Source organism: Tenacibaculum sp. E3R01 (assembly GCF_003318185.1).
GTDB classification, from domain to species: domain Bacteria; phylum Bacteroidota; class Bacteroidia; order Flavobacteriales; family Flavobacteriaceae; genus Polaribacter; species Polaribacter halocynthiae.
The window spans coordinates 168828-188990 of sequence record NZ_QOCC01000014.1 but is presented as its reverse complement, the minus strand read 5'-3'; the positions used below and the strand labels follow the sequence as shown (position 1 = coordinate 188990).

The following is a 20163-nucleotide window of genomic DNA, read 5'->3' as shown; positions in this document are numbered from 1 at the left end:
TCTCAAAGGAGTGATTTTCTGGATATAAATATTGAAAAAGCATATCTATTTCTTTTTGTTTTCAAGCATATCTAACCTTCTATAAAGTGTCATGATTTTTGGAGAATCACCTAACCTGCCAATGCCATCTTCTATTTCTTTTGGGTCATTGCTTTTTAAAAGTTCATCAATAAACTGTGCTGAATCTTCTGACATACTTTCATCCAGCTCAAATGCCATCTTCAAAATATGATTGAATGATGCACCATATGTTTCAAGCTTAGGAAAGTCAACTTCAATTTTGTCTTTATCTACTCTTTTAAAGATGTAAACAAATTCTTTTGAAGTATCCGAAACGATAAATGGAGAATGAGATGTTAGAAATAAATCTTGATTTCTTTTTTTTGTTATGTCATTGAGATTACTGACAAATAGCCTTCTCCATTTAGGATTAAAATGAGTCTCAGGTTCATCCAATAAAAACAGAGCATTCTTATCATCCGTCATTAATACTGTCCCAAATACATTAAAGTACTGGTGCTCTCCATCACTTAAATTCAAATAATCTACAATTTGATTATTTGTTAATTGAAGTTTCAATTCTGAATAGCGCATTACTTTATCCTTATCAGGAACTTCAGGCATTTTAGCAGTAAGGTTTCTTTGAGACCTTAGTTTCTCAATGTTTTTTCTTGTGGTTTTATCAACAATAAGGTTGTTTAAAATTTCGAACTTGTAAAGAGCCGTATATAAGCCATAAGGGGATTTAAAGAAATGAACAAGAGCTTCTTTTGAAGCACTATCAAGTAGAAAATCAAAAGTGTATTTGTTTTCTTTTTCTATATAATCAAAGCAAGTGGCTGATTTCTTTAAGAAGTTCAACCATTCTTTAAGTTCTTTGGTTAGTAAAACTCCCGTATCTCCTGTCGGAGATTTAATTTTTGGTGCAGCAGATTGTTTGGTTTGAATGATTATTTGAAAACTTTTAAGTTTTCCTATGTTTAGCTCTTTTTTTACCTGAGTTAAACCGTTATCTGTATTGGAGTTATCTAAATCTTTATCAAATACTAAGTTACTAATCGCTATTCCAAGATTTGTGTTGTAGTCCATAAAATAAAATCTCGGTTCATAATCTTCTTCATTATTGTCACCAAAAGCGCGTTTAGCTACGAAATCTGCGTAAACATCATAGTATGATAAAAACGGAGTACTTATAGTTTCATTTTCGCCTGATGTATAACCAATGATCTTTGAAGGTAGGTATCCGTTTACATCTTCAATACTAATTGTAACTTCTTTGCCTTCATTATCCCATACACTAACTTTTGGAGCTTTACCCTTTGGAATATCCTGTAATATTTCAACCTTGTACCTTTCATCATTTTTCAATATCGTATATCCAATCTTGAAGAGTGCTGGAGCTAAAGAAACCAAGGTTCTGTTGGTTTTTCTGTAAAATCGATCTACGTACAAGAATATTTCTGCAATTGTTTCTAATAGTTGAGATTTTCCAGAGCCATTTATACCAATAAAACAATTAGTACTTATGTGACCATCTCCATTGGTTTGGAAGTTTAATTTCAAACCATTCATTAGAGGTCTATGATTAACCTTTTGTATTTCAATGAATTCTAATTTCATGGCGTGTATGAATATTTAATTTCTTCAGTAGTTGAATCGAAAGAAGATTTCAATTTTTCTCCGTTTTCAAGTAATTCAAACAATTGAGTTTTTATCTCTTTATAAGATAAATCACATTGATCCTTGAGTTCAGAGTATGTAAAGTTTTCTCTCGAAAAATTGTTTTCGATGACATCAAGCAAAGTAGTTTTTGTTTTCTTCATCCTTTTGGGTGCTTTTTTCTTTTCCTGTAGTTTCGTTTCTTGATATTTTTTCTTTTCTAGCTTAATTCTCTTTAATAAATCAGAGGTAGATTCATCTTTTGCATTTTGATCCACTAATTCCCCTTTAAAGGCTTTACTAAGGATACTTTGTCTTAGAGTTTCGGCCTTCCTTATTTCACTAGAAATTCGTTCTTCTACGTTATCAACGTAGGACAATTGAGAGTCAAGCAGTCTTATAATCTCATTTTGTTCAGATATTGAACAAAGCAATATTTTAACATTTCTTAGATCTTCTAAGTGATAATTTTTCAAAACACCTCCTTTTATATCTCGATCTATATTGAGTCCAGCAACGTGATATTTTACCGAATAATAAATCCATCTAGTATTTAGAAACAAATTTGCTGTACTCAACTTGATCAATGCTACGCTTACAAAAAGACTGAATTTTTCGTCAGGAACAATTGCTAACCTTCCAATTGTTCCGCTTTTAGTTATTAATAAATCACCTTTTTCTGGGTTACATCTCTCAATAAGTTTTTCATGAGTTTCTTCAGAGATATATTTACAATTTTCAAAATTCACCTTTTCATTGAAAACATCTTTAACTGATATAAATTTTATCCCTGATTCTGTATATTGAGGTGTGTGATGCGTTCCGTCTGTAATTAGATCAGATAAGTCGTTGAGAGATGCATAAGTCCATGACTCAGGTATTGAGGTATTTATTTCATCTTTCTTATAATTGTAAAACTCAATAAATTTGGGTTTACGAGGTCTGGATGTTTTTTTTTCTGACTTTTTCCATTCTAGCAAAGCAATATTCCAATTCTTTAATTCACTTTCATAATTTGAAAGACGCTCTTCTTTTATTTTGTTAAGTAAATCCCTAGCTAGCTCAGGACTATTGGCTTTTCTCCATTCCTTTGTTAGTTTCCCTTCAAAAGCACTTTTTAATAATGCTTGTCGATATATTCTAAGTTGACTTTGAACTAGTTTTAGATGTGCTAGACCATTGTCTAAATCACTAATGAGCTCTTCAATTTTATCAACGATACGTTGTTGCTCATTAAGGGGAGGAATGGGTATCTTTTGATTAAACACAACTTTGTTAGTTACTGCTGGATAACTTGTCCCTTTAGCGAGAGAATTAACCTCATTAATGAACTTGTTACTTAATACATAATAGAAGACATATTTAGAATTAATGAGAATGGGTCTAATTACGCTAAAACCTGTTGAAGCAATTTCATCATGAAATTTCTTTCCTACGAATGCAATATTTTTTAAATATGGGCGAACAGTAGAAAAAACGATATCGTTTTCTTTAACTATTTGTTGGGCTCTTGATGGAGCAGAACTCCATGTGTATAATTTTGGTGCGGTAATTTTGAACGAATCATTATCAACTGCATTAATATCAATATAAAGAAACTCATTATCTGATTTTTCTTTTTTACTATTGGTTTTGGTAGAGGTAAGTGTAATTTCGCCTAAATTAGACCAAACCCAACTTTTAGGTATGTTTGATTCTTTGCTCATTTAGATATTTAGTCTTTGGTTGCTACCAAAAGAATTCTAACATTAACATCCAATACTTTTGCAATTTGAAACAAAGTTTCAACCCTTGGTTGCATTTCATTTCTACACCATTTAGAAACTGTGGTTCGGTTCATTTCTAATTGGTCAGCAAGCCAGTTATTTGTTTTTCCTTGTTCAGCTAAAACTGCCTTTATTCTGTTGTAAACTTCTTTGTCCATGACAAAATATTTAGTTAAGATTCAAATATAGCAACTTCATTTTAGATGTATTTAGCATTAATTTATGCTTTATAGTATTCATTTAAGTATTTTTAATATCTTTGTTATGCTTTTTAAGCATTATAATATACGTTTAAAGTTTTTTTTGAATATTTAAAACATTATTTATGAGCAAAAGATATACCAAAGCCGATTTAGAAGAGATTGTCTACAAACAATTGGAAAACTTAAATGCAATGCACGACTTATTGGGCATTATGAAATTCCAAAATGATTTAATCCAAAACATCAATCAAACTCTTAGAGAAGAAATTGGTCAATTCAAAGAGCAACAAGTGATGTATCCGACCAGAAGAAAGTCCAAATCGTAACTATTGGGAGCGGTGGGAAGATTAAGCTCTTTTGGTTTTTCAGCTTTGGATTGTGTGGTGGCAAAATCAAATGTGCTTAATGTGCGGTTGGCTTTTCCGCAATGGCATACAACGGTTTTGTATAAGATTAGTGCGGTTTTGTGTGCGAGGATTTTCCGCAGGAAAATCAGACGTAACAAAAGAGCACTAACTTTTGATTAAGCACTAAACTACGCATTAATTTTATACGTTGTTAGCCATAGTTTTTATTTTCTAAAAATTACTTTATGTATTTTCAATTCAATTTTCGTTCCGCCAATTCCTGTTCGTTCCATAAAATGTGTTCCCATTGGCTTTCCGATTTCTATTTTTTCTATTCTCGAGAAATAATATTCTGCATCTCTTTCTGAAAATTTTGTAAAAGATTCCAATTTTAAATCTCGAATATTTTTAGCAAATTCCTTTCCAGTGGTCGGTTCAATTTCCTTAACGATTCCGATTTCAGATGGTAATTCAGATTCAGTTCCGTTAAAAAAGTGCATACTCTTTCTAACTCGCTTTTTTGGTTTAAATCCAAAAGGCGCTGGAATCAGCAATTCTCCATTTTTTGTGTAATTATTGTTTCCATACTCCGAATTCGAAAATATTGCTTTTGTGTAAACCTTGTTCTCGACTTGTTGGAAATTCATAGGTATTTTGAAAGGATTTTTTGAATCTAATTCTTTATTGTCAGGTTCAAGTTCCAAATCACAATCTTCTGGTAAATTGAATGTCACTTCACAGTCGCAAAATCCACCATTAGATTCCAAAATATCAATTAAGTCAGCTTTATTAATTCCATTTTTTTCAACCCATTCAAATGTGTTTTTTAAAGAGTGGTCGCATCCATTTTTTTCAATTCGGTTTTCTATAAAAACACAAAGCTCATTTACTTGATTTGCTGTAAGTACGGTCATTTCTTAAATTATGGCTAACGGTCTTGTGTATGATTAGTGGCGTGTTTCAGCACCTAATTTAGCAAATAAAAATCGAATAGAAAATCCACGAGGATTTTCGTAAGTAGGCTCGAACTAGCCATTAATTATACACGTTGTTAGCTACAGTTAGTTTTTGAGTGCCTTTTTTAATTCATCAATACTCATAGTCCCAACTTTTCTATGTAGCATTCTATGACAATTCGCGCAAACTAAGGCTAAATCCTTTTTTTGAGTTTTTGTTTCGCCATCTATTTCAGATAAAGGTACTTTATGATGGCATTCAATAAAACCTTTTCCCAGTTCACCATATTTTTCATAAAAATCAAACTTGCAAACTGCACAATCCAACTTGCCATGTTTTTTAAGATAGTCATTTTTCTTTTCTTTATTTATTTTGCTATCTCGTTCGCGAACCTTATGTAATTTGTATATTACTCTTCCTTCTTTCACAAAACGTTCATCATCTTCTTCTTCACCAACTTGATATAGTTTAGTTGTTATTTCGTCATTACTTACAGCATGTTTTATTTTAATAGCAATTCTTTTAAGAGATTGTAAATCATTTTGGAATTCAAAAAATACTTCTTTATCGAGGTTGCTATATCGATCCATTCCCTTTCCGTTGTAGTTTGGATCAATAGCTTTGAAGTTATTTAACTTCATAGAAACTCCATTCGGATTTCTAAACTTATTATTCTCAAATCTATTCTTGTGAATTGGTAATCTGTTTAAAATTTCAGATACTTCAATTACCTTTGGATTTTTACTATCCATTTCTTTAGCTTCAATTCTATGATATAAATCTAGAGCTAGAATTACTTCATCTCTATGCCATTTTGGTGGTCTTGAAGTTTTGCTTTTTGAAGGACTCTTTGCAAGGAATACAGTAGAACCTCGTCTTTCGAATAGATGTGTATAGGTTCTTGTTCTACCATGTATTTGAAAGTCGGTAATTTCTGAACCGTCTTTTTTTGTGTACAATTTATTTTTATTCAATTCTAATGCAATTTCAGAAGTTTTCATTGGAGTTCCTTTTGATTTAAGAACCTTTACAATCGCATCATGTAGTCTCATTAATTGAAGTGTGTTTTAATTGTAGCTAACGGTTAGTATAAGAAACGTAGGGCAGGTGATAAGTACTATCGTTTCGGTTTATTACTTAGCTAAATATAAATATTTTGCTTTTATCTTTTCTACTATAAACGCCAAATTTTATATTTAGTGGACTTTGCAAATAAACACAGTCCTTTCGGCAAGCTAAAATCGCCCTATGTTTTTTATACATTGTTGGGCTTTCGTACTTTATCACGTAATATTTTCGTTTTTAATTCTTTTCAAAACCTCCTCAACTGAAAAATTCGGAGGTAAAGGTTTAAAGTTTTTATTTGAAACAGAGAATTTTTTTCGTTGGAATTCTCTCAATTTTGGAATCTTCAATTTTGAAACAAGAATAGCATCATTTGTACCGCCTTTCAATCGTAATAAATCCTTTCTAGCTGTTTCTGTTGGTTGAGTGAGTCTCGTATCGCCAAACTGACTTGTATTGACTTGAGCGACATAACAATGCAAATCTCTTGCACTTGCTTCAATTATATTTGAGAAATATGGAGTGTCTTTATTCCATTCTAGTGCGATTAGTAAATCAATTTTACTTCTCAATAAGCTTCTATGTTCTAAATCTGCTAATTCAAAACAGTAGAATACTGAAAAGTAGATATTTTTCCAATTGAAAATATCATATCTACTTATATCCGGCTTTGGTACACTTAAATGATTTTGAGAAATTAAATGTTCCTCAACTGGAGCATAATGGTTTTTGAGTCTAAAAACTATGGTAGCATCTTTAATGCCATTTACTTCAACAGGAAGTATAGTAGCTACAAAATTAAAAGCTGTTTTATTAGAAACAATATGTTCTAGTCCAGAGATTACAAGAGTTTGATTTTTTTGCGAATAGCGAGCTAAACTGGGTAGTAAGTTTATTGGGATAAAAAACTCAGGAAATAATACAATATCTGAGTTTTCTTTTCTAGCTTGATTTAAAATTAAAGCTAAACGTTGATACCTTTCAATAGATAAATTTGGTTCGCTTCTAACTCCTTTAATAATATTGCTTTCTGTTACTTCTGTATTAGCAAATGAAATACTAGGTTCCTCAATTTTATCTTTAGAATTAATACGAAATTCTTTTATTTGATTTTGGTCTCCCAAATTATCGCCTCTATTTACCAAATTATAGAAGCTTGATTTTAATTTTTTATCATTTAGAATGTAATGAGGTAAATGATTTGAATTTCCTTTTAGATAAATATCAAAAGCATAATCTAAATAATATTCTTCCTTTTTAGTTTCTGTCTCCGTACCTAATTCTTTTTCAATTTTTACTTTAGGCCCTAATATATCCGTTAAAGGATATCCGTTTTTTTCTTTACATTCTGACTTATTGAATTTAGATAAATCTGTAAAAGTAGAAGCAAAACAACATTCCCAGAATTTTATTGGTCTTGGAGAGTTTTTTATAAGTTTTTCATCTAACTCATAAGACTCAATATCGAATTGAAGCTTTAATAAATTACTGTAGCCCTTTTTAGAATCTTTAGTATAGTTTAATAATGGAGTAGAAACATATTGATGTCTAATCATATTTGTTTTCCTAAATCTATTTTTCCAAAACGATTCTGATTTTGTTACAGCATTATCATTCATAAAATAAACTAATAAAGAATTAGACAATTCATTAGTTTTAAAATCAAAATGGCGCTCAACATCTCTACTTTGATTTAAGAACATTGGATTTAAAGAAATTGTTAATTCGTGAGCACAATCTAAATACTCAGCCATAGACTTTTGAACAAGGCTATATTCAACCTTAGTATTTTCTATAAAATTAATATCTTTTTTACCAATTTTATCAATTTGTTCAGCGCAATGAATATAAAAATCGATATACGATTTTGGTTCTTTATTAACTAAAAAATAAGTAAAAACTCTTTCCCATAATCGATAAAATTCGAGACAAGTAGAGCCTTTAAAAAATTTAAGAACTTGATTTTTTTCTTTCTCAGAAATACTTCGTTCGTGATTTAATGAGCTAAATATTTGATTGGAAAGAAATAAAGTCAAACCATATCTGTTTTCTTTATAATCTTGTAGGGTTTTAATTTTTCCTTCTGTTCCATTGTAATCTAAATGATACGCACTTGATTCAAATTCCCCTAATGAATTGTCGTGGCTTGGTAAATCCCGAAACTCACTCGTTCTTTCTTCCAACTCTCTTTTTAATTTATTTATTACCATATCTGATTCTTCCGAGTCAAAGTAGTAAAGAAGTGTTTTTTCACTTTGACAGAATAATGACTTCTTCCCATTTATTTTAAAAACTCTTCCTTTTGAATTACTTGAATCTTCGGAAAAAGGAGAATCAACAAGGTTTATTAATGGGCTAAGATTTGAAATGATATATTTTTCAATTTCATTAAGAGTATTTTCTTCGAAGGTAATTTTATAATGAATATTATTTTTATTGTTATGTTTCTTCTTAATCCGCTTCTTATAATCATTAAATGAAAATTTAAATTCTTCATTTAATTCTTCATTGTTTGAATTTGGATTTGGGTCAGCAAGTACTAGTAAAATATCATCAACATATCTTCCATAATATGCAGGTTTGTATTTTTCTACTATTCTTTTATCAAAGTCTTTTAAGTAATCATTTGCAAGTACAAAAGATGATAAAAGGCCTATAGGTAATATAAATTCTTGAAGTTCATTTTCTTCATTACGTTCTAATTCATTTGAGAAATTATAAGGTTGTTCATAATGTACCGAAATTTTCTCTGTATAAATATGATGAATTTTTAAAAACAACCTGTTTAGATTGTTGTGAGCCAGCTTATAATGAGTTTTATTATCACTGCAAATTAAATTATTTGGTATTCTGACAGAATGGAAATAATCTTTAACATCTAAATTTAGAAAAAGAACATCTCTTTCGTTTTTTATTAATTCCTGAGCAACATTTACAGAATCGTCCCTCCATTTTTGATATTGTTTAAAATAGGGTTTAAATAGACCAGAGCCGTGAACAATTGTTTTTTTATCCTTACTTAGTAATAATCTATTTCCAATACAATTATCTCCAAGTTTAGAATCAATTTGAACACCATAATTTATAGTCCAAAGAACAGATAATAGGTGTATTTCGATTGGAGCATCTATAAAAGCTGTAAGTCTATTTATTGGATATTCTTTCTCAACTCTTTGATTTGTAATGAAATTATCTGCTATTTCAGTTTTTTCATATTTTTTCGGATAGATATTTGCATCTATTTTATCGAGAAAAAAATCAAAAAATTCTGAAGACTTATGAAATTTATTCAATTCATCCGTAAAGATTTGTAGTTTACTGTCAATTGATTGTGGAACACCAAAATCATTTTTAAAAATATCTAGTTCATCACCTATTTGATATGGTTCTTCACTTCCTCTGAATATTGAATTAAAGTCTTTTGTCAAATTAGTCTCAAATTCAACCAGTTTTCGTCTTAAAATGATATCTGTATTGTCGTAGTAGATATAAGTTTTCAGTCTCTTATAAGCATTCTTTATCTCTCTTAATTCAAATTTCATTTATATTTTTAATTTATGTTCGAGTTTTTTTTTAGTATGAAGCCCAACTCGTTATATAGAGAACAAAGTTCTCATTTATTCGATTATTCTTCCGGATAAAAGGAACTTTTCTTCCTTTTTATCCCTATTTGCTAAAGATAATAAAATTGTATCTAAAGGGCTTTTTATGTCTAATAAATCTTTTTTAGCCACATGCGTGTATATCATAGTCGTTTCTGGTTTTGAATGTCCTAGTAATTCTTGTATATAGCGTAAACCTATTCCATTCTCAAGTAGATGTGTAGCATAACTATGTCTTAGCGTATGAGGTGTAATTACACGTTTTATATTCGCTAGTTTAGTTGAACGATGTAAAAACTTACGAATGCTGCTTGTTGAATATTGTTTGTTAGGTAAGCCTTCTACAAAATATGTTTCAGGAGTATAAGTTTTTATATAGTTTTCTAATAGAGGTAAAAAACTTTTTGCTAAAACAACATATCTATCTTTTCTTCCTTTTCCATTTTTAATAAATAATTGACATCTATTAATATGAATATCTTTTAATTCTAAAGAAATTAATTCACTTACCCTTAAACCAGCAGAATAAATTAATGCTAAAACAGCTCTATGCTTTAGGTTTTTGGTAACCTGTAATAAGGTAATTACTTCTTCCTGAGATAAAATAGAAGGTAAAATTTTACTTTTACTGGGACGTTGTAGTTTTAAATTATCAATTTTACATGAGGGATAAAAAATAACAAATAATTTTATAGCACTTACAAATTGCCTTTGAGAGCTAATACTGTAATTTAATGGAACAAAAATATTTTCAATAAATAGCTCAACATCTCTGTTTATAAGTTCTTTTATAGGTTTTGGTTCTATGTAATTAATAAAATCTGCAACGAAAGTGAAATATGTTTTTATTGTACTCTCACTATATCGTTTACCCTTTAAATATTGAACAAATTGTCTAATAAGTATTTTGTTTTCATAAGAAATATTTCTTTTTTCCTTTTTAGGTTTAATGGTCGGATTAATGGATAATGATGTATCCAAAACAAAAGAAGCTTCTTGTTTTAAAGCATGTTGAATTTCAGCTAGTTTCTTTTCTGAAAAAGAACAGAGCCAGGAATGAAGAGTTTTACTCCAATAGTAACCATTAAGCTTTTTTAATTTTGAAATGATTAAATCTGAATAAGGAAATACAATAACTAAAACATCTTGTTTTTTATGTAAAACTCTTTTTATGGTAATAGAAATAGGGTAATCAGGTGTTTTTTTCATAGCATTACCAAAAATACGAATATTATATTAATACCATTTACCACTTTCTTTACAGTAAATTTAAATGCTATTATGTTATAATAGTAAAAAAATATTTTTTACTGTTAAAAATAAAACCCTCACAAATTTTGTGAGGGTTTTAGATATCTAAAAGGTAATACTTATTACATATTACGTCTATATTGCCCTCCAACTTTAAATAAAGCTTGAGTAATTTGTCCTAATGAACAATACTTAGTAGCTTCCATTAATTTGTCAAATAAATTTTCGTTTTGAATAGCTGCTTCTTGTAAAATAGCTAACTGTTCTTGTACTTTTCCGTCATTAGCTTTGTTAAGTAGCTCTTTTGTTTGAATTTGGAATTGCTTTTCTTCTTCCGTAGCACGAATTACTTCTGCTGGTTGTACGGTTGGAGATCCTTTAGAACTTAAAAATGTATTTACACCAATAATAGGGAACTCTCCAGTGTGCTTTAAAGTTTCATAATACAAGCTTTCTTCTTGTATTTTTGAACGTTGATACATGGTTTCCATTGCGCCTAAAACTCCACCACGTTCAGTGATTCTATCAAATTCTTCTAAAACTGCAGCTTCAACCAAGTCAGTCAATTCTTCAATAATGAATGATCCTTGTATAGGATTTTCATTTTTAGCTAACCCTAATTCTTTATTAATAATTAATTGAATTGCCATTGCTCTACGTACTGATTCTTCAGTAGGCGTTGTAATTGCTTCATCATATGCATTGGTATGTAATGAATTACAATTATCATATATAGCATATAAAGCTTGTAATGTAGTACGAATATCATTAAAATCAATTTCTTGAGCGTGTAAAGAACGACCAGAAGTTTGAATATGGTACTTTAACATTTGTGCTCTTGGGTTAGCATTGTATTTGTTTTTTAATGCTTTAGCCCATATTTTACGAGCCACACGACCTATTACAGAATATTCAGGATCAATTCCATTAGAGAAAAAGAATGATAAATTTGGTCCAAATTTATTAATATCCATTCCTCTAGATAAATAGTATTCAACATAGGTAAATCCATTGGCTAAGGTTAGCGCTAATTGAGTGATTGGATTAGCACCAGCTTCTGCAATATGGTACCCAGAAATAGAAACAGAATAAAAATTACGAACTTGTTTGTTTATAAAATATTCTTGAACATCTCCCATTAAACGTAAAGCAAATTCTGTAGAAAAAATGCATGTATTTTGAGCCTGATCTTCTTTTAAAATATCTGCTTGTACGGTACCACGAACTTGTGCTAATGTAGTAGTTTTAATATCAGCATAAACATCGGCAGGTAAAACCATATCACCAGTTAAGCCTAATAAAAGTAAACCTAAACCATCATTTCCTTCAGGTAGTTCACCTTGGTATTTAGGTCTATCCAACCCTTTAGAGTCATAAATTTCTTTAAATTTAGCTTCAACCTCGTTTTCTAAGTCGTTTTCTTTGATGTATTTCTCGCAATTCTGATCGATAGCAGCATTCATAAAGAATCCTAATAACATTGGTGCTGGACCATTAATAGTCATAGAAACTGAGGTCATAGCATGACTTAAATCGAAACCTGAGTATAGTTTTTTTGCATCATCTAAGCAGCAAATTGAAACTCCTGCATTACCAATTTTACCATAAATATCAGGTCTGTGACCAGGGTCATTACCATATAAAGTAACAGAATCAAAAGCAGTAGATAAACGTTTTGCAGGCATACCTAAACTTACATAATGAAAACGTCTATTTGTTCGTTCCGGACCACCTTCACCAGCAAACATTCTTGTAGGATCTTCACCTGTACGTTTAAAAGGATATAAACCAGATGCATAAGGGAATTCTCCAGGAACATTTTCTTGTAAATTCCAACGTAATAAATCTCCCCAAGCTTGGTATTTTGGAAGTGCTACTTTTGGTATTTGAGAATGAGAAAGAGACTCAGTGTGTGTTGCTATTTTAATTTCTTTATCACGTACTTTAAACGTGTAAATAGGATTTTTATACTTCTGTACTTTTTCTTGCCAGTTTAAAATGACTTCCCAATTATGAGGGTCAAGATTTAGTTTTACCTTATCAAATTGAGCTATTAAAAGCTTAATGAAATCTTGTTCATCGTTTTGAGTTTCTTGTAAAATTTCATCTTCATTTAATCCTGTTTTAATAATTTTAACATCCGAATTAACTATTGATTCTATAGTTTGATGAATACCATATAATTTTTGAGCAACAATTACTTGACTGTCAACTTTTTTATCATATGCTCTATTGTTTTCAGATATTTCAGATAAATAACGAACTCTACTTGGTGGAATTACAAATATCTTTTCAGACATTTCTTTGGTAATTTCCATATTAGACTTTAAATCTGCTCCAGTTTTTTCAACTAATTTATCCATAATACGTTTGTATAACGTATTCATTCCAGGATCATTAAATTGAGAGGCAATAGTACCAAAAACAGGCATGTCATCCATATGAACATCCCATAAATTATTATTACGCATGTATTGTTTTTTTACATCACGTATAGCGTCTAAGGCACCACGTTTATCAAATTTATTGATTGCAACCAAATCAGCAAAATCAAGCATGTCAATTTTTTCTAATTGAGTAGCAGCCCCAAATTCAGGAGTCATTACATATAAAGAAGTATCTGAATGTTCAATAATTTCCGTATCAGATTGCCCAATTCCAGAAGTTTCTAAGATGATTAAATCAAATTCAGCAGCTTTTAAAACTTCAACTGCTTCATTTACATATTTTGATAAGGCTAAATTAGATTGACGAGTAGCTAATGATCGCATGTAAACACGGTCATTATTAATAGCATTCATACGAATACGGTCTCCTAATAAAGCTCCACCAGTTTTACGTTTAGAAGGATCTACAGAAATTAGCCCAATTGTTTTTTCAGGAAAATCAATTAAAAAACGACGAACTAACTCATCTACTAATGAAGATTTTCCAGCACCACCAGTTCCAGTAATCCCTAAAACAGGTGTTTTAGAATTTTTGTTTTTTTCATGAATGGTATCTAAAGTTTCTTTAGCTACTTCAGGGAAATTCTCAGCAGAAGATATTACACGAGCTATGCTACCAATTTCTTTAGAAGCTAATTTTTTAACCTCTCCATTTAAAACATCACCAATAGCAAAATCAGAAGTTTTTACTAAATCATTAATCATGCCTTGTAAACCTAATTCTCTTCCATCATCAGGAGAATAAATACGAGTTATTCCATAATCCATCAATTCTTTAATCTCTTCAGGAAGAATAACTCCACCACCTCCACCAAAAATTTTGATGTGAGTAGCTCCTTTTTCTTGAAGCAAATCATACATATACTTAAAATACTCATTGTGACCACCTTGGTATGATGTCATTGCTATAGCATTTGCATCTTCTTGAATAGCACAGTTCACTACTTCTTCAACGCTTCTATCATGCCCTAAGTGAATTACTTCAACACCAGTTGATTGTATAATTCTTCTCATGATATTAATAGCAGCATCGTGCCCATCAAAAAGAGAGGCAGCAGTTACAATTCGTACTTTATGTATAGGTTTATAAGGAGTTATTTGTTCCATTCGTAAATTAACTTGAATTATTGGCATGCAATTTACGGAAATATTAAAAAATATTCCGATTTATTAAGAATAATAAGAAGGTAATTATAGGGAGAAAGTAATGAAAACTGTTAAACTTACTATAAAGTCTTTTTAAGGAGGAAATTTTTTAACAAGTTAAACGCTTAAAACTGGGGTTTTGATTTGTAACAAAAATTAAATTAAAACATCTAATATTTATATTTTGTTAAATTAATATGGGAATTTTAGAACAGCTAACAATATTTGTAAGTTTATTAGCCGCATTTGCAGGAGTTATGATTGGTTTTTTGTTTTTAACATTAAAAATAAAAAATCAAGCCAGGAATATTTTTTTAATTCTTTTTTTGTGGAGTTTAAGCATTGATATATTTAATGACTTTTTAAAAGATAAAGAGCTGTTCAATTTATTTAGCCATTTATCTATAAAACTAAATACATATCTATTCATAATTCCATCGTTATTTCTTTATTTGGTTACAATAAGTAAAGATAAAAAGGCTTTGTGGTGGTTGCTTTTGTATGTTCCTGGAATATTTTTAAATCTTTTCTCATATAAAGATTCTGAATTAGAAGAGGTTTTATATGAGTTAGTATACTTACTAATAAACATACCATTACTAATTATTAGTTTTTATAAATTAAGAAAGTTTAAGGAACGGTTAGAGAGTTACTATTCTTATGTAGAGAATAAAACACTTTCATGGATTAAAGTGATAATGATTACAATTGTATGCCTGCATGTATTTATGTTTGTTTGTGGCATGTTATTTATTAATGAAGAGAATCAGTTTTTAGAAAATAGTATAGATTTTATAGTAACTGGAGTTACTTTTTTTATTGTATACTGGGTTGGTTATAATGGTTTTCAACAAATAGCACATGTAGAAGAAGTTTCAGAAATCGAAATTCCAAGAGAAATTATTAAAGGAAATATTAAAATTGATGAAAGTTTAGAAGATTTAAAGTATGTAGAACTTTGTAATGAAATACAAAAAGAAAAGTATTTTACGAATCCTAATTTGACCATAAAATTATTATCTGAGTTGTTAGCTTTAAAGGAAAGAGAGTTGTCTAGTTTAATAAATTTGTGTGCAAAAAAGAATTTTCATCATTTTATAAACCAGTTTCGTATTACAGAATTTAAAAAATTGATTAATTCTGAAAAAGCAAAGCAATATTCTATACTAGGATTAGCTAAAGAAGCAGGGTTTTCTTCTAAATCAACTTTTTATAAAGCGTTTAAAGATTCAGAATGTGTTACTCCAAGTGAATATAAAAACAAATTAAAATCGGTTGCGGATTTAAATTAAATCTACTTTTATTAAAGACAAAGAAATTTAAATGTTGAATAAGTGATACTTATATCATTTGAATACTCTTTTTTACAGGCTTATCGAAAAAAATCCAGTTTCATCGTTTTAGGTGAAAATATACTTCTATTCCTAAATAGTTTTGTCATGTAATTTAAAACTATATAACAAATGAAAATATGTTCTGATGTGTTATTTGATGTATTTACTTTTATAATTCATGTACTACAAAATAGTTATAAAGTAAAGGTGTTTGTTAAAGAGGAAATTTCAATAGAAAACTTATGGAGTGGTAATATAATATTGAATACTTCAAAAGAAATTGCAACATATAACTATGGGTTTTATACTATAAACTTTAAAAAAAGAAATCTATGAGTTATTGGTTACTTATATAGGTGTTAAAGTGTCCGGGTACGTGTTCTCGGACTGATTAAATCCATTTTTTTTATTGATTCAGCGTTTCTTTGCTGACTGTTGATCCTATGTTGTTACTTTAAAATATGCATTAGTAATAAGGAAAAATGAATATTAATTTAATATATAAAAAATGAAAAAAAAAGCAATAGTAATTATCTTGTTATGGTTAGGATGTGGTTCAGCATTTAGCCAAGAAATTTCAACTCAAATCATTGGGAAATGGAAGTTGAAAGAAGTTGGAATGATGGGGCAAAAAGGAAGCCCTTTAGAAGTTTTTGGAGTAGCAGAAGCGTATCAAGAATATACAAAACCAAATAAGTTTACGGGATTTTTAGGTGAAAAAGTTACGGGTAAATTTAAAATAGATAAAGCAGCTAATAAAATTGAAATCGATGTAAATAACGAAAGCACAATTTTTAAAATTAAAACCTTTACTACTAAAAATATGGTTTTGAATTTAAAAACTGAAGAAGGTGTTATTACTTTATATTATGAAAAAGTAACTAAATAATTTACTTCTATTTAGTTCAATCCTAAATTTAAATTACACTAGCTATCGCTATTTTATATAAAAATATAGCGTAGAGAATTATAACTATCAATCAACCAAACTAAATAAGTTATAATCGTATAAAAAACCTACTATGTCAATACTTAATGAAAACCCTTTGGTTTTACAGTTAATCGCCTATGCCTTAATTATTTTTTTCTTTTGGGGCTTAGAGCTGATTTTATTTTCTGAAAAAGTAAAAAAGAAAGCCTTGCATTCTTTGTTAAATGCAAAGTTTATAATTTTTGTGCTACCAGTTCAATTAGCACTTTCTACTATTGTTTTTATTGTTGCAAATTGGACACAAGATAAACAATGGGGGCTTGTTTATCAGTTACCATTAAATGAGTTCTCTATAGCTCATTTTTTGGTGGCTTTTATTTGTATAGATTTTTTTGACTATTGGTATCATGTAATGATGCATAGAGTTCCTTTTTTTTGGAGATTCCATCAAGTACATCATAGCGACATGGATGTAGATATTTCAACAACAGTAAGAGAACACCCAGGTGAAACAACAGTAAGAGTAAGTTTTTTAATAGGTATAGTTTTCATTTTAGGAGTACCAGTACAGTTCTTGTTAATTAAACAGTTTATTCAAAGTTTTATTAATTTAACATCACACTCAAAGGCTAAATTACCAGATCGTTATAATGCGATAATATCATTAATTTTTGTAACCCCAAATACTCATCATATACACCATCATTATGTATTACCACAAACTGATAGTAATTATGGAGACATTTTTTCAATCTGGGATCGTGTTTTTTCTACATTTAGTAAAATGAAACAATCAGAAATTGTTCATGGCATAGATACCAATATGAATGTGGAAGAAAATAAAGATTTCAAAAACTTAATAACTCGTCCATTTGATGGAAACAGGGTTCATTCAACAAATCCTATTTACAAAAAAAACAAATTAAAAACCGTAAAGTAGTTTTATAGTGAAGGGAATATTAACAATAGTATTTGTTCTATTATGTTCAACATTATGGAGCCAAACAAAAGTTAGTGGAGTAGTTTTAGATGAAAATAAAGAGCCTTTACCTTATGTGAATGTTTTTTTTAAAGGATCTACAACTGGTACAACCACGAATGAAGAGGGAGAGTTTTATATACAAAGTTCAAAGAATTTTTCAATAATTTCAATTGTTTTTTTAGGGTTTGAATCACAAGAAATATTATTAAAAAGTAAGATTAATAAAATCAAAGTAGTTTTAAAAGAAGATAGTACTACGTTAGATGAGGTTATTATTGTAAAACAACCTAAAAAAAGACTGAAAAAACAAAAGAACCCAGCTTTTCGTATTTTAAAAGAGATTTGGAGAAGAAAGAAAAAAAACGGACTTTCTTTAGTGAAAGCCTATCAGTATAACCAATACAGTTCAAGAGAATTAGGTTTTGGAAATATGGATAGTTTATTTATGCGTAAAGTTTTACGTAATAAATTTAATAAAATGAAAAACTATGTTCAAAAGAATTATGAAAATAACACCTATTATATTCCAGTAGAGTTAATTGAAAAAAGTGAAAAAGTTTATGGGAATAATTCACTGGGTAAAATACGGAGAGATATTGAAGGAGAACGTAAAATAGGAATCCATCAATTAGGAAAGTATGTAGATAGAGCAACTACTATTTTTAAAGAAATAGATGTGTATAATGACGATATTTATATTTTAGATAAAACATTTGTTAGTCCAATTTCTACATCAGGTTTTGGAAGTTATGATTATGTTTTGTCAGATAGCTCAATAGTAAATAATAGAAAAGAATATACAATCCATTTTTTTCCTCGACAAAAAGGAGATTTAGTTTTTAAAGGTCACTTAAAAGTAGTCGATAAAAGTTTTGCTCTTACTTCAATTGAAATGGAAATATTAAAAAATGTTAACTTAAATTTCGTTAGAGATTTATCTATTAGAAAAACATTCCTTTTAAAAAATGACAGTATTTACTTACCAAAAACAAACACATACAAAGGAGAATTTACTTTTTTAACAAAGAACAAAAAAGAAAAGGGAATATATTTAGTGAAGAACGAAAAGTTTTCAAAATATGTTTTTGATCACGAAAAATCAACTGATTTTTATGATGTTAAAATAGTTCAAAAAAGAGGGAATCAATATAAAAAAGAAGCTAGTTATTGGAAAAGAAAACAAGATGAAAAAATTAATGAAACATTTCAACTTGTAAATAAAATAAAGACAAGTGGTAAAATAAAAAAAATTACAGGAACCATTTATACTATATCAGATGGATATTTTACACCAATTACAGGAATACAATTAGGTAATTTATTCACAACAACAGCAAAAAATGATATTGAAGGTGTACGTTTACGTTTAGGTTTTAGAACTTTTAAAACAAACAATGATCGTTTTAGAATTTTAGGGCATGGGGCTTATGGTTTTAAAGATAAAAAAATAAAGTTTGGTTTAGAAGCAAGGTATTTACTTTCGTCTCAGCCTAGAATTACTGTTGGAGCTGCTTACATAGATGATGTTGAGCAAATGGGTTTTACAAAGTTTAATGAAAGAAACTTAATACCTCAACCAGATAAAGGACCAAAAGCAATTTTTGTAAGAGGTGATAATTATTTTTTAGCAAAAGTTAAAAAGAAAATGTTTCGATTTGATGTAGAAATAGTAAACAACTTTAACATGGGAATTAAGTTTGCTCATGAAAAAATTATTTCAGCTGACCCTGATCGTTTCTCAATGGCATTTTTTAATCAAAAAAATAATAAAACAATAAACGTAACTAATGATGTTTATTCTGATTTTTACTTAAATTATCAACCAGGTAGAGTAACAGAAGGGTTTGGAGTAGATAGACAGCTAGGAACAAAGTTACACCCTAAGTTGTTGATAAATTATAAGAAAGCTTATAAAGGAATTTTTGGAGGGAATGTAGATTATGAAAAATTATCAATATTATATAATCATCCATTGCCTGTTGGTAAGTTTGGAGTATTTGACCCAACATTAATTGTAGCTAAAACTTTTGGTAAAACACCACTTTCTGTATTAACAGCAGTACCATCAAATCAAACGTACTTTTTAACACCTAATACTTTTGCTTTACTAGATTATTATGATTTTGTTGCTGATAGTTCAGTTGAAGGTCATTTTGAACAACATTTTAATGGTTTATTGATGAATCGAATTCCACTAATTAAAAAATTAGGGTTGCGTAGTCTGCTTACTTTTAGAACTGTGTATGGCAGTATTTCAAAAAGAAATAAAAAAATAAATAGATCGTCAATTAAATATGTAGCACCAAACAGAAAACCATATTTTGAATACGGCTTTGGTATTGAGAATATTGGGTATGGTAATTTAAGGCCATTACGAGTAGATTTTATTTGGAGAGGAGATTTTAAAAATGTGAATGGTCCAGAGAGTCCAAAATTTGGAATAAGAGTAGGGTTTAAAACTTCATTTTAGAAA

14 protein-coding genes are annotated in these 20163 nt (G+C 29.2%); 6 read left to right on the top strand and 8 right to left on the bottom strand.

The annotated features are described in order from the left end of the window. Positions 1–45: 45 nt before the first annotated feature. The 3 genes from DS884_RS03645 to DS884_RS03635 are packed head-to-tail and all read right to left on the bottom strand — an operon-like array spanning position 46 to position 3583. Positions 46–1620: a restriction system-associated AAA family ATPase gene (locus DS884_RS03645; RefSeq protein ID WP_113785821.1), complete on the bottom strand. Its 1575-nt coding sequence runs from the start codon at positions 1618–1620 to the stop codon at positions 46–48. Further along, positions 1617–3365: a restriction endonuclease subunit S gene (locus DS884_RS03640; RefSeq protein WP_113785820.1), complete on the bottom strand. Its 1749-nt coding sequence runs from the start codon at positions 3363–3365 to the stop codon at positions 1617–1619. The genes DS884_RS03645 and DS884_RS03640 overlap by 4 nt, the downstream gene beginning before the upstream one ends. Positions 3366–3373: 8 nt before the next feature. Continuing rightward, positions 3374–3583, bottom strand: coding sequence for a helix-turn-helix transcriptional regulator (locus DS884_RS03635; RefSeq protein ID WP_113785819.1), 210 nt, complete (start codon positions 3581–3583; stop codon positions 3374–3376). A 167-nt stretch (positions 3584–3750) separates the two neighbouring features. On the opposite strand from DS884_RS03635, the gene DS884_RS03630 reads away from it, so the two are divergent. Beyond that, positions 3751–3954, top strand: a complete 204-nt coding sequence (locus DS884_RS03630; RefSeq protein ID WP_069831323.1) for a hypothetical protein — start codon at positions 3751–3753, stop codon at positions 3952–3954. Positions 3955–4199: 245 nt separating this feature from the next. Here DS884_RS03630 and DS884_RS03625 read toward each other — a convergent pair whose 3' ends face one another. From DS884_RS03625 to DS884_RS03605, 5 genes are all read right to left on the bottom strand, one after another. Next, on the bottom strand, positions 4200–4889 hold the full coding sequence (locus DS884_RS03625) for a DUF2695 domain-containing protein (RefSeq protein WP_113785818.1): 690 nt from the start codon (positions 4887–4889) through the stop codon (positions 4200–4202). Between the two features lie 147 nt (positions 4890–5036). Beyond that, entirely contained in the window at positions 5037–5984 is a 948-nt protein-coding gene (locus DS884_RS03620; RefSeq protein ID WP_199488181.1) for an HNH endonuclease, read from the bottom strand. 231 nt (positions 5985–6215) lie between these two features. After that, positions 6216–9539, bottom strand: coding sequence for a reverse transcriptase domain-containing protein (locus DS884_RS03615; protein WP_147239366.1), 3324 nt, complete (start codon positions 9537–9539; stop codon positions 6216–6218). 75 nt (positions 9540–9614) lie between these two features. Beyond that, positions 9615–10808: a tyrosine-type recombinase/integrase gene (locus DS884_RS03610; protein WP_113785816.1), complete on the bottom strand. Its 1194-nt coding sequence runs from the start codon at positions 10806–10808 to the stop codon at positions 9615–9617. Between the two features lie 164 nt (positions 10809–10972). Further along, a complete protein-coding gene (locus DS884_RS03605) occupies positions 10973–14404 on the bottom strand; it encodes a methylmalonyl-CoA mutase family protein (RefSeq protein ID WP_113785844.1) in 3432 nt (1143 codons plus the stop codon). A 236-nt stretch (positions 14405–14640) separates the two neighbouring features. On the opposite strand from DS884_RS03605, the gene DS884_RS03600 reads away from it, so the two are divergent. The 5 genes from DS884_RS03600 (at position 14641) to DS884_RS03580 (ending at position 20160) form a co-directional block, all read left to right on the top strand. Continuing rightward, complete coding sequence (locus DS884_RS03600; protein ID WP_113785815.1) at positions 14641–15735, top strand: helix-turn-helix domain-containing protein; 1095 nt, start codon at positions 14641–14643, stop codon at positions 15733–15735. A 171-nt stretch (positions 15736–15906) separates the two neighbouring features. Continuing rightward, positions 15907–16113: a hypothetical protein gene (locus DS884_RS03595; RefSeq protein WP_113785814.1), complete on the top strand. Its 207-nt coding sequence runs from the start codon at positions 15907–15909 to the stop codon at positions 16111–16113. Positions 16114–16285: 172 nt separating this feature from the next. Continuing rightward, positions 16286–16666, top strand: coding sequence for a hypothetical protein (locus DS884_RS03590; protein ID WP_093870592.1), 381 nt, complete (start codon positions 16286–16288; stop codon positions 16664–16666). Between the two features lie 133 nt (positions 16667–16799). Continuing rightward, positions 16800–17648, top strand: coding sequence for a sterol desaturase family protein (locus DS884_RS03585; protein WP_093870593.1), 849 nt, complete (start codon positions 16800–16802; stop codon positions 17646–17648). Positions 17649–17655: 7 nt separating this feature from the next. Continuing rightward, positions 17656–20160, top strand: a complete 2505-nt coding sequence (locus tag DS884_RS03580) for a DUF5686 family protein (protein ID WP_158530814.1) — start codon at positions 17656–17658, stop codon at positions 20158–20160. The last annotated feature ends 3 nt before the right edge of the window (positions 20161–20163 follow it).

What these genes read in the sequence shown, in the direction of transcription:
- DS884_RS03645 (WP_113785821.1), bottom strand. Translation starts at nt 1,620, where the DNA reads ATGAAATTAGAATTCATTGAAATACAAAAGGTTAATCATAGACCTCTA.
- DS884_RS03640 (WP_113785820.1), bottom strand. Translation starts at nt 3,365, where the DNA reads ATGAGCAAAGAATCAAACATACCTAAAAGTTGGGTTTGGTCTAATTTA.
- DS884_RS03635 (WP_113785819.1), bottom strand. Translation starts at nt 3,583, where the DNA reads ATGGACAAAGAAGTTTACAACAGAATAAAGGCAGTTTTAGCTGAACAA.
- DS884_RS03630 (WP_069831323.1), top strand. Translation starts at nt 3,751, where the DNA reads ATGAGCAAAAGATATACCAAAGCCGATTTAGAAGAGATTGTCTACAAA.
- DS884_RS03625 (WP_113785818.1), bottom strand. Translation starts at nt 4,889, where the DNA reads ATGACCGTACTTACAGCAAATCAAGTAAATGAGCTTTGTGTTTTTATA.
- DS884_RS03620 (WP_199488181.1), bottom strand. Translation starts at nt 5,984, where the DNA reads ATGAGACTACATGATGCGATTGTAAAGGTTCTTAAATCAAAAGGAACT.
- DS884_RS03615 (WP_147239366.1), bottom strand. Translation starts at nt 9,539, where the DNA reads ATGAAATTTGAATTAAGAGAGATAAAGAATGCTTATAAGAGACTGAAA.
- DS884_RS03610 (WP_113785816.1), bottom strand. Translation starts at nt 10,808, where the DNA reads ATGAAAAAAACACCTGATTACCCTATTTCTATTACCATAAAAAGAGTT.
- DS884_RS03605 (WP_113785844.1), bottom strand. Translation starts at nt 14,404, where the DNA reads ATGGAACAAATAACTCCTTATAAACCTATACATAAAGTACGAATTGTA.
- DS884_RS03600 (WP_113785815.1), top strand. Translation starts at nt 14,641, where the DNA reads ATGGGAATTTTAGAACAGCTAACAATATTTGTAAGTTTATTAGCCGCA.
- DS884_RS03595 (WP_113785814.1), top strand. Translation starts at nt 15,907, where the DNA reads ATGAAAATATGTTCTGATGTGTTATTTGATGTATTTACTTTTATAATT.
- DS884_RS03590 (WP_093870592.1), top strand. Translation starts at nt 16,286, where the DNA reads ATGAAAAAAAAAGCAATAGTAATTATCTTGTTATGGTTAGGATGTGGT.
- DS884_RS03585 (WP_093870593.1), top strand. Translation starts at nt 16,800, where the DNA reads ATGTCAATACTTAATGAAAACCCTTTGGTTTTACAGTTAATCGCCTAT.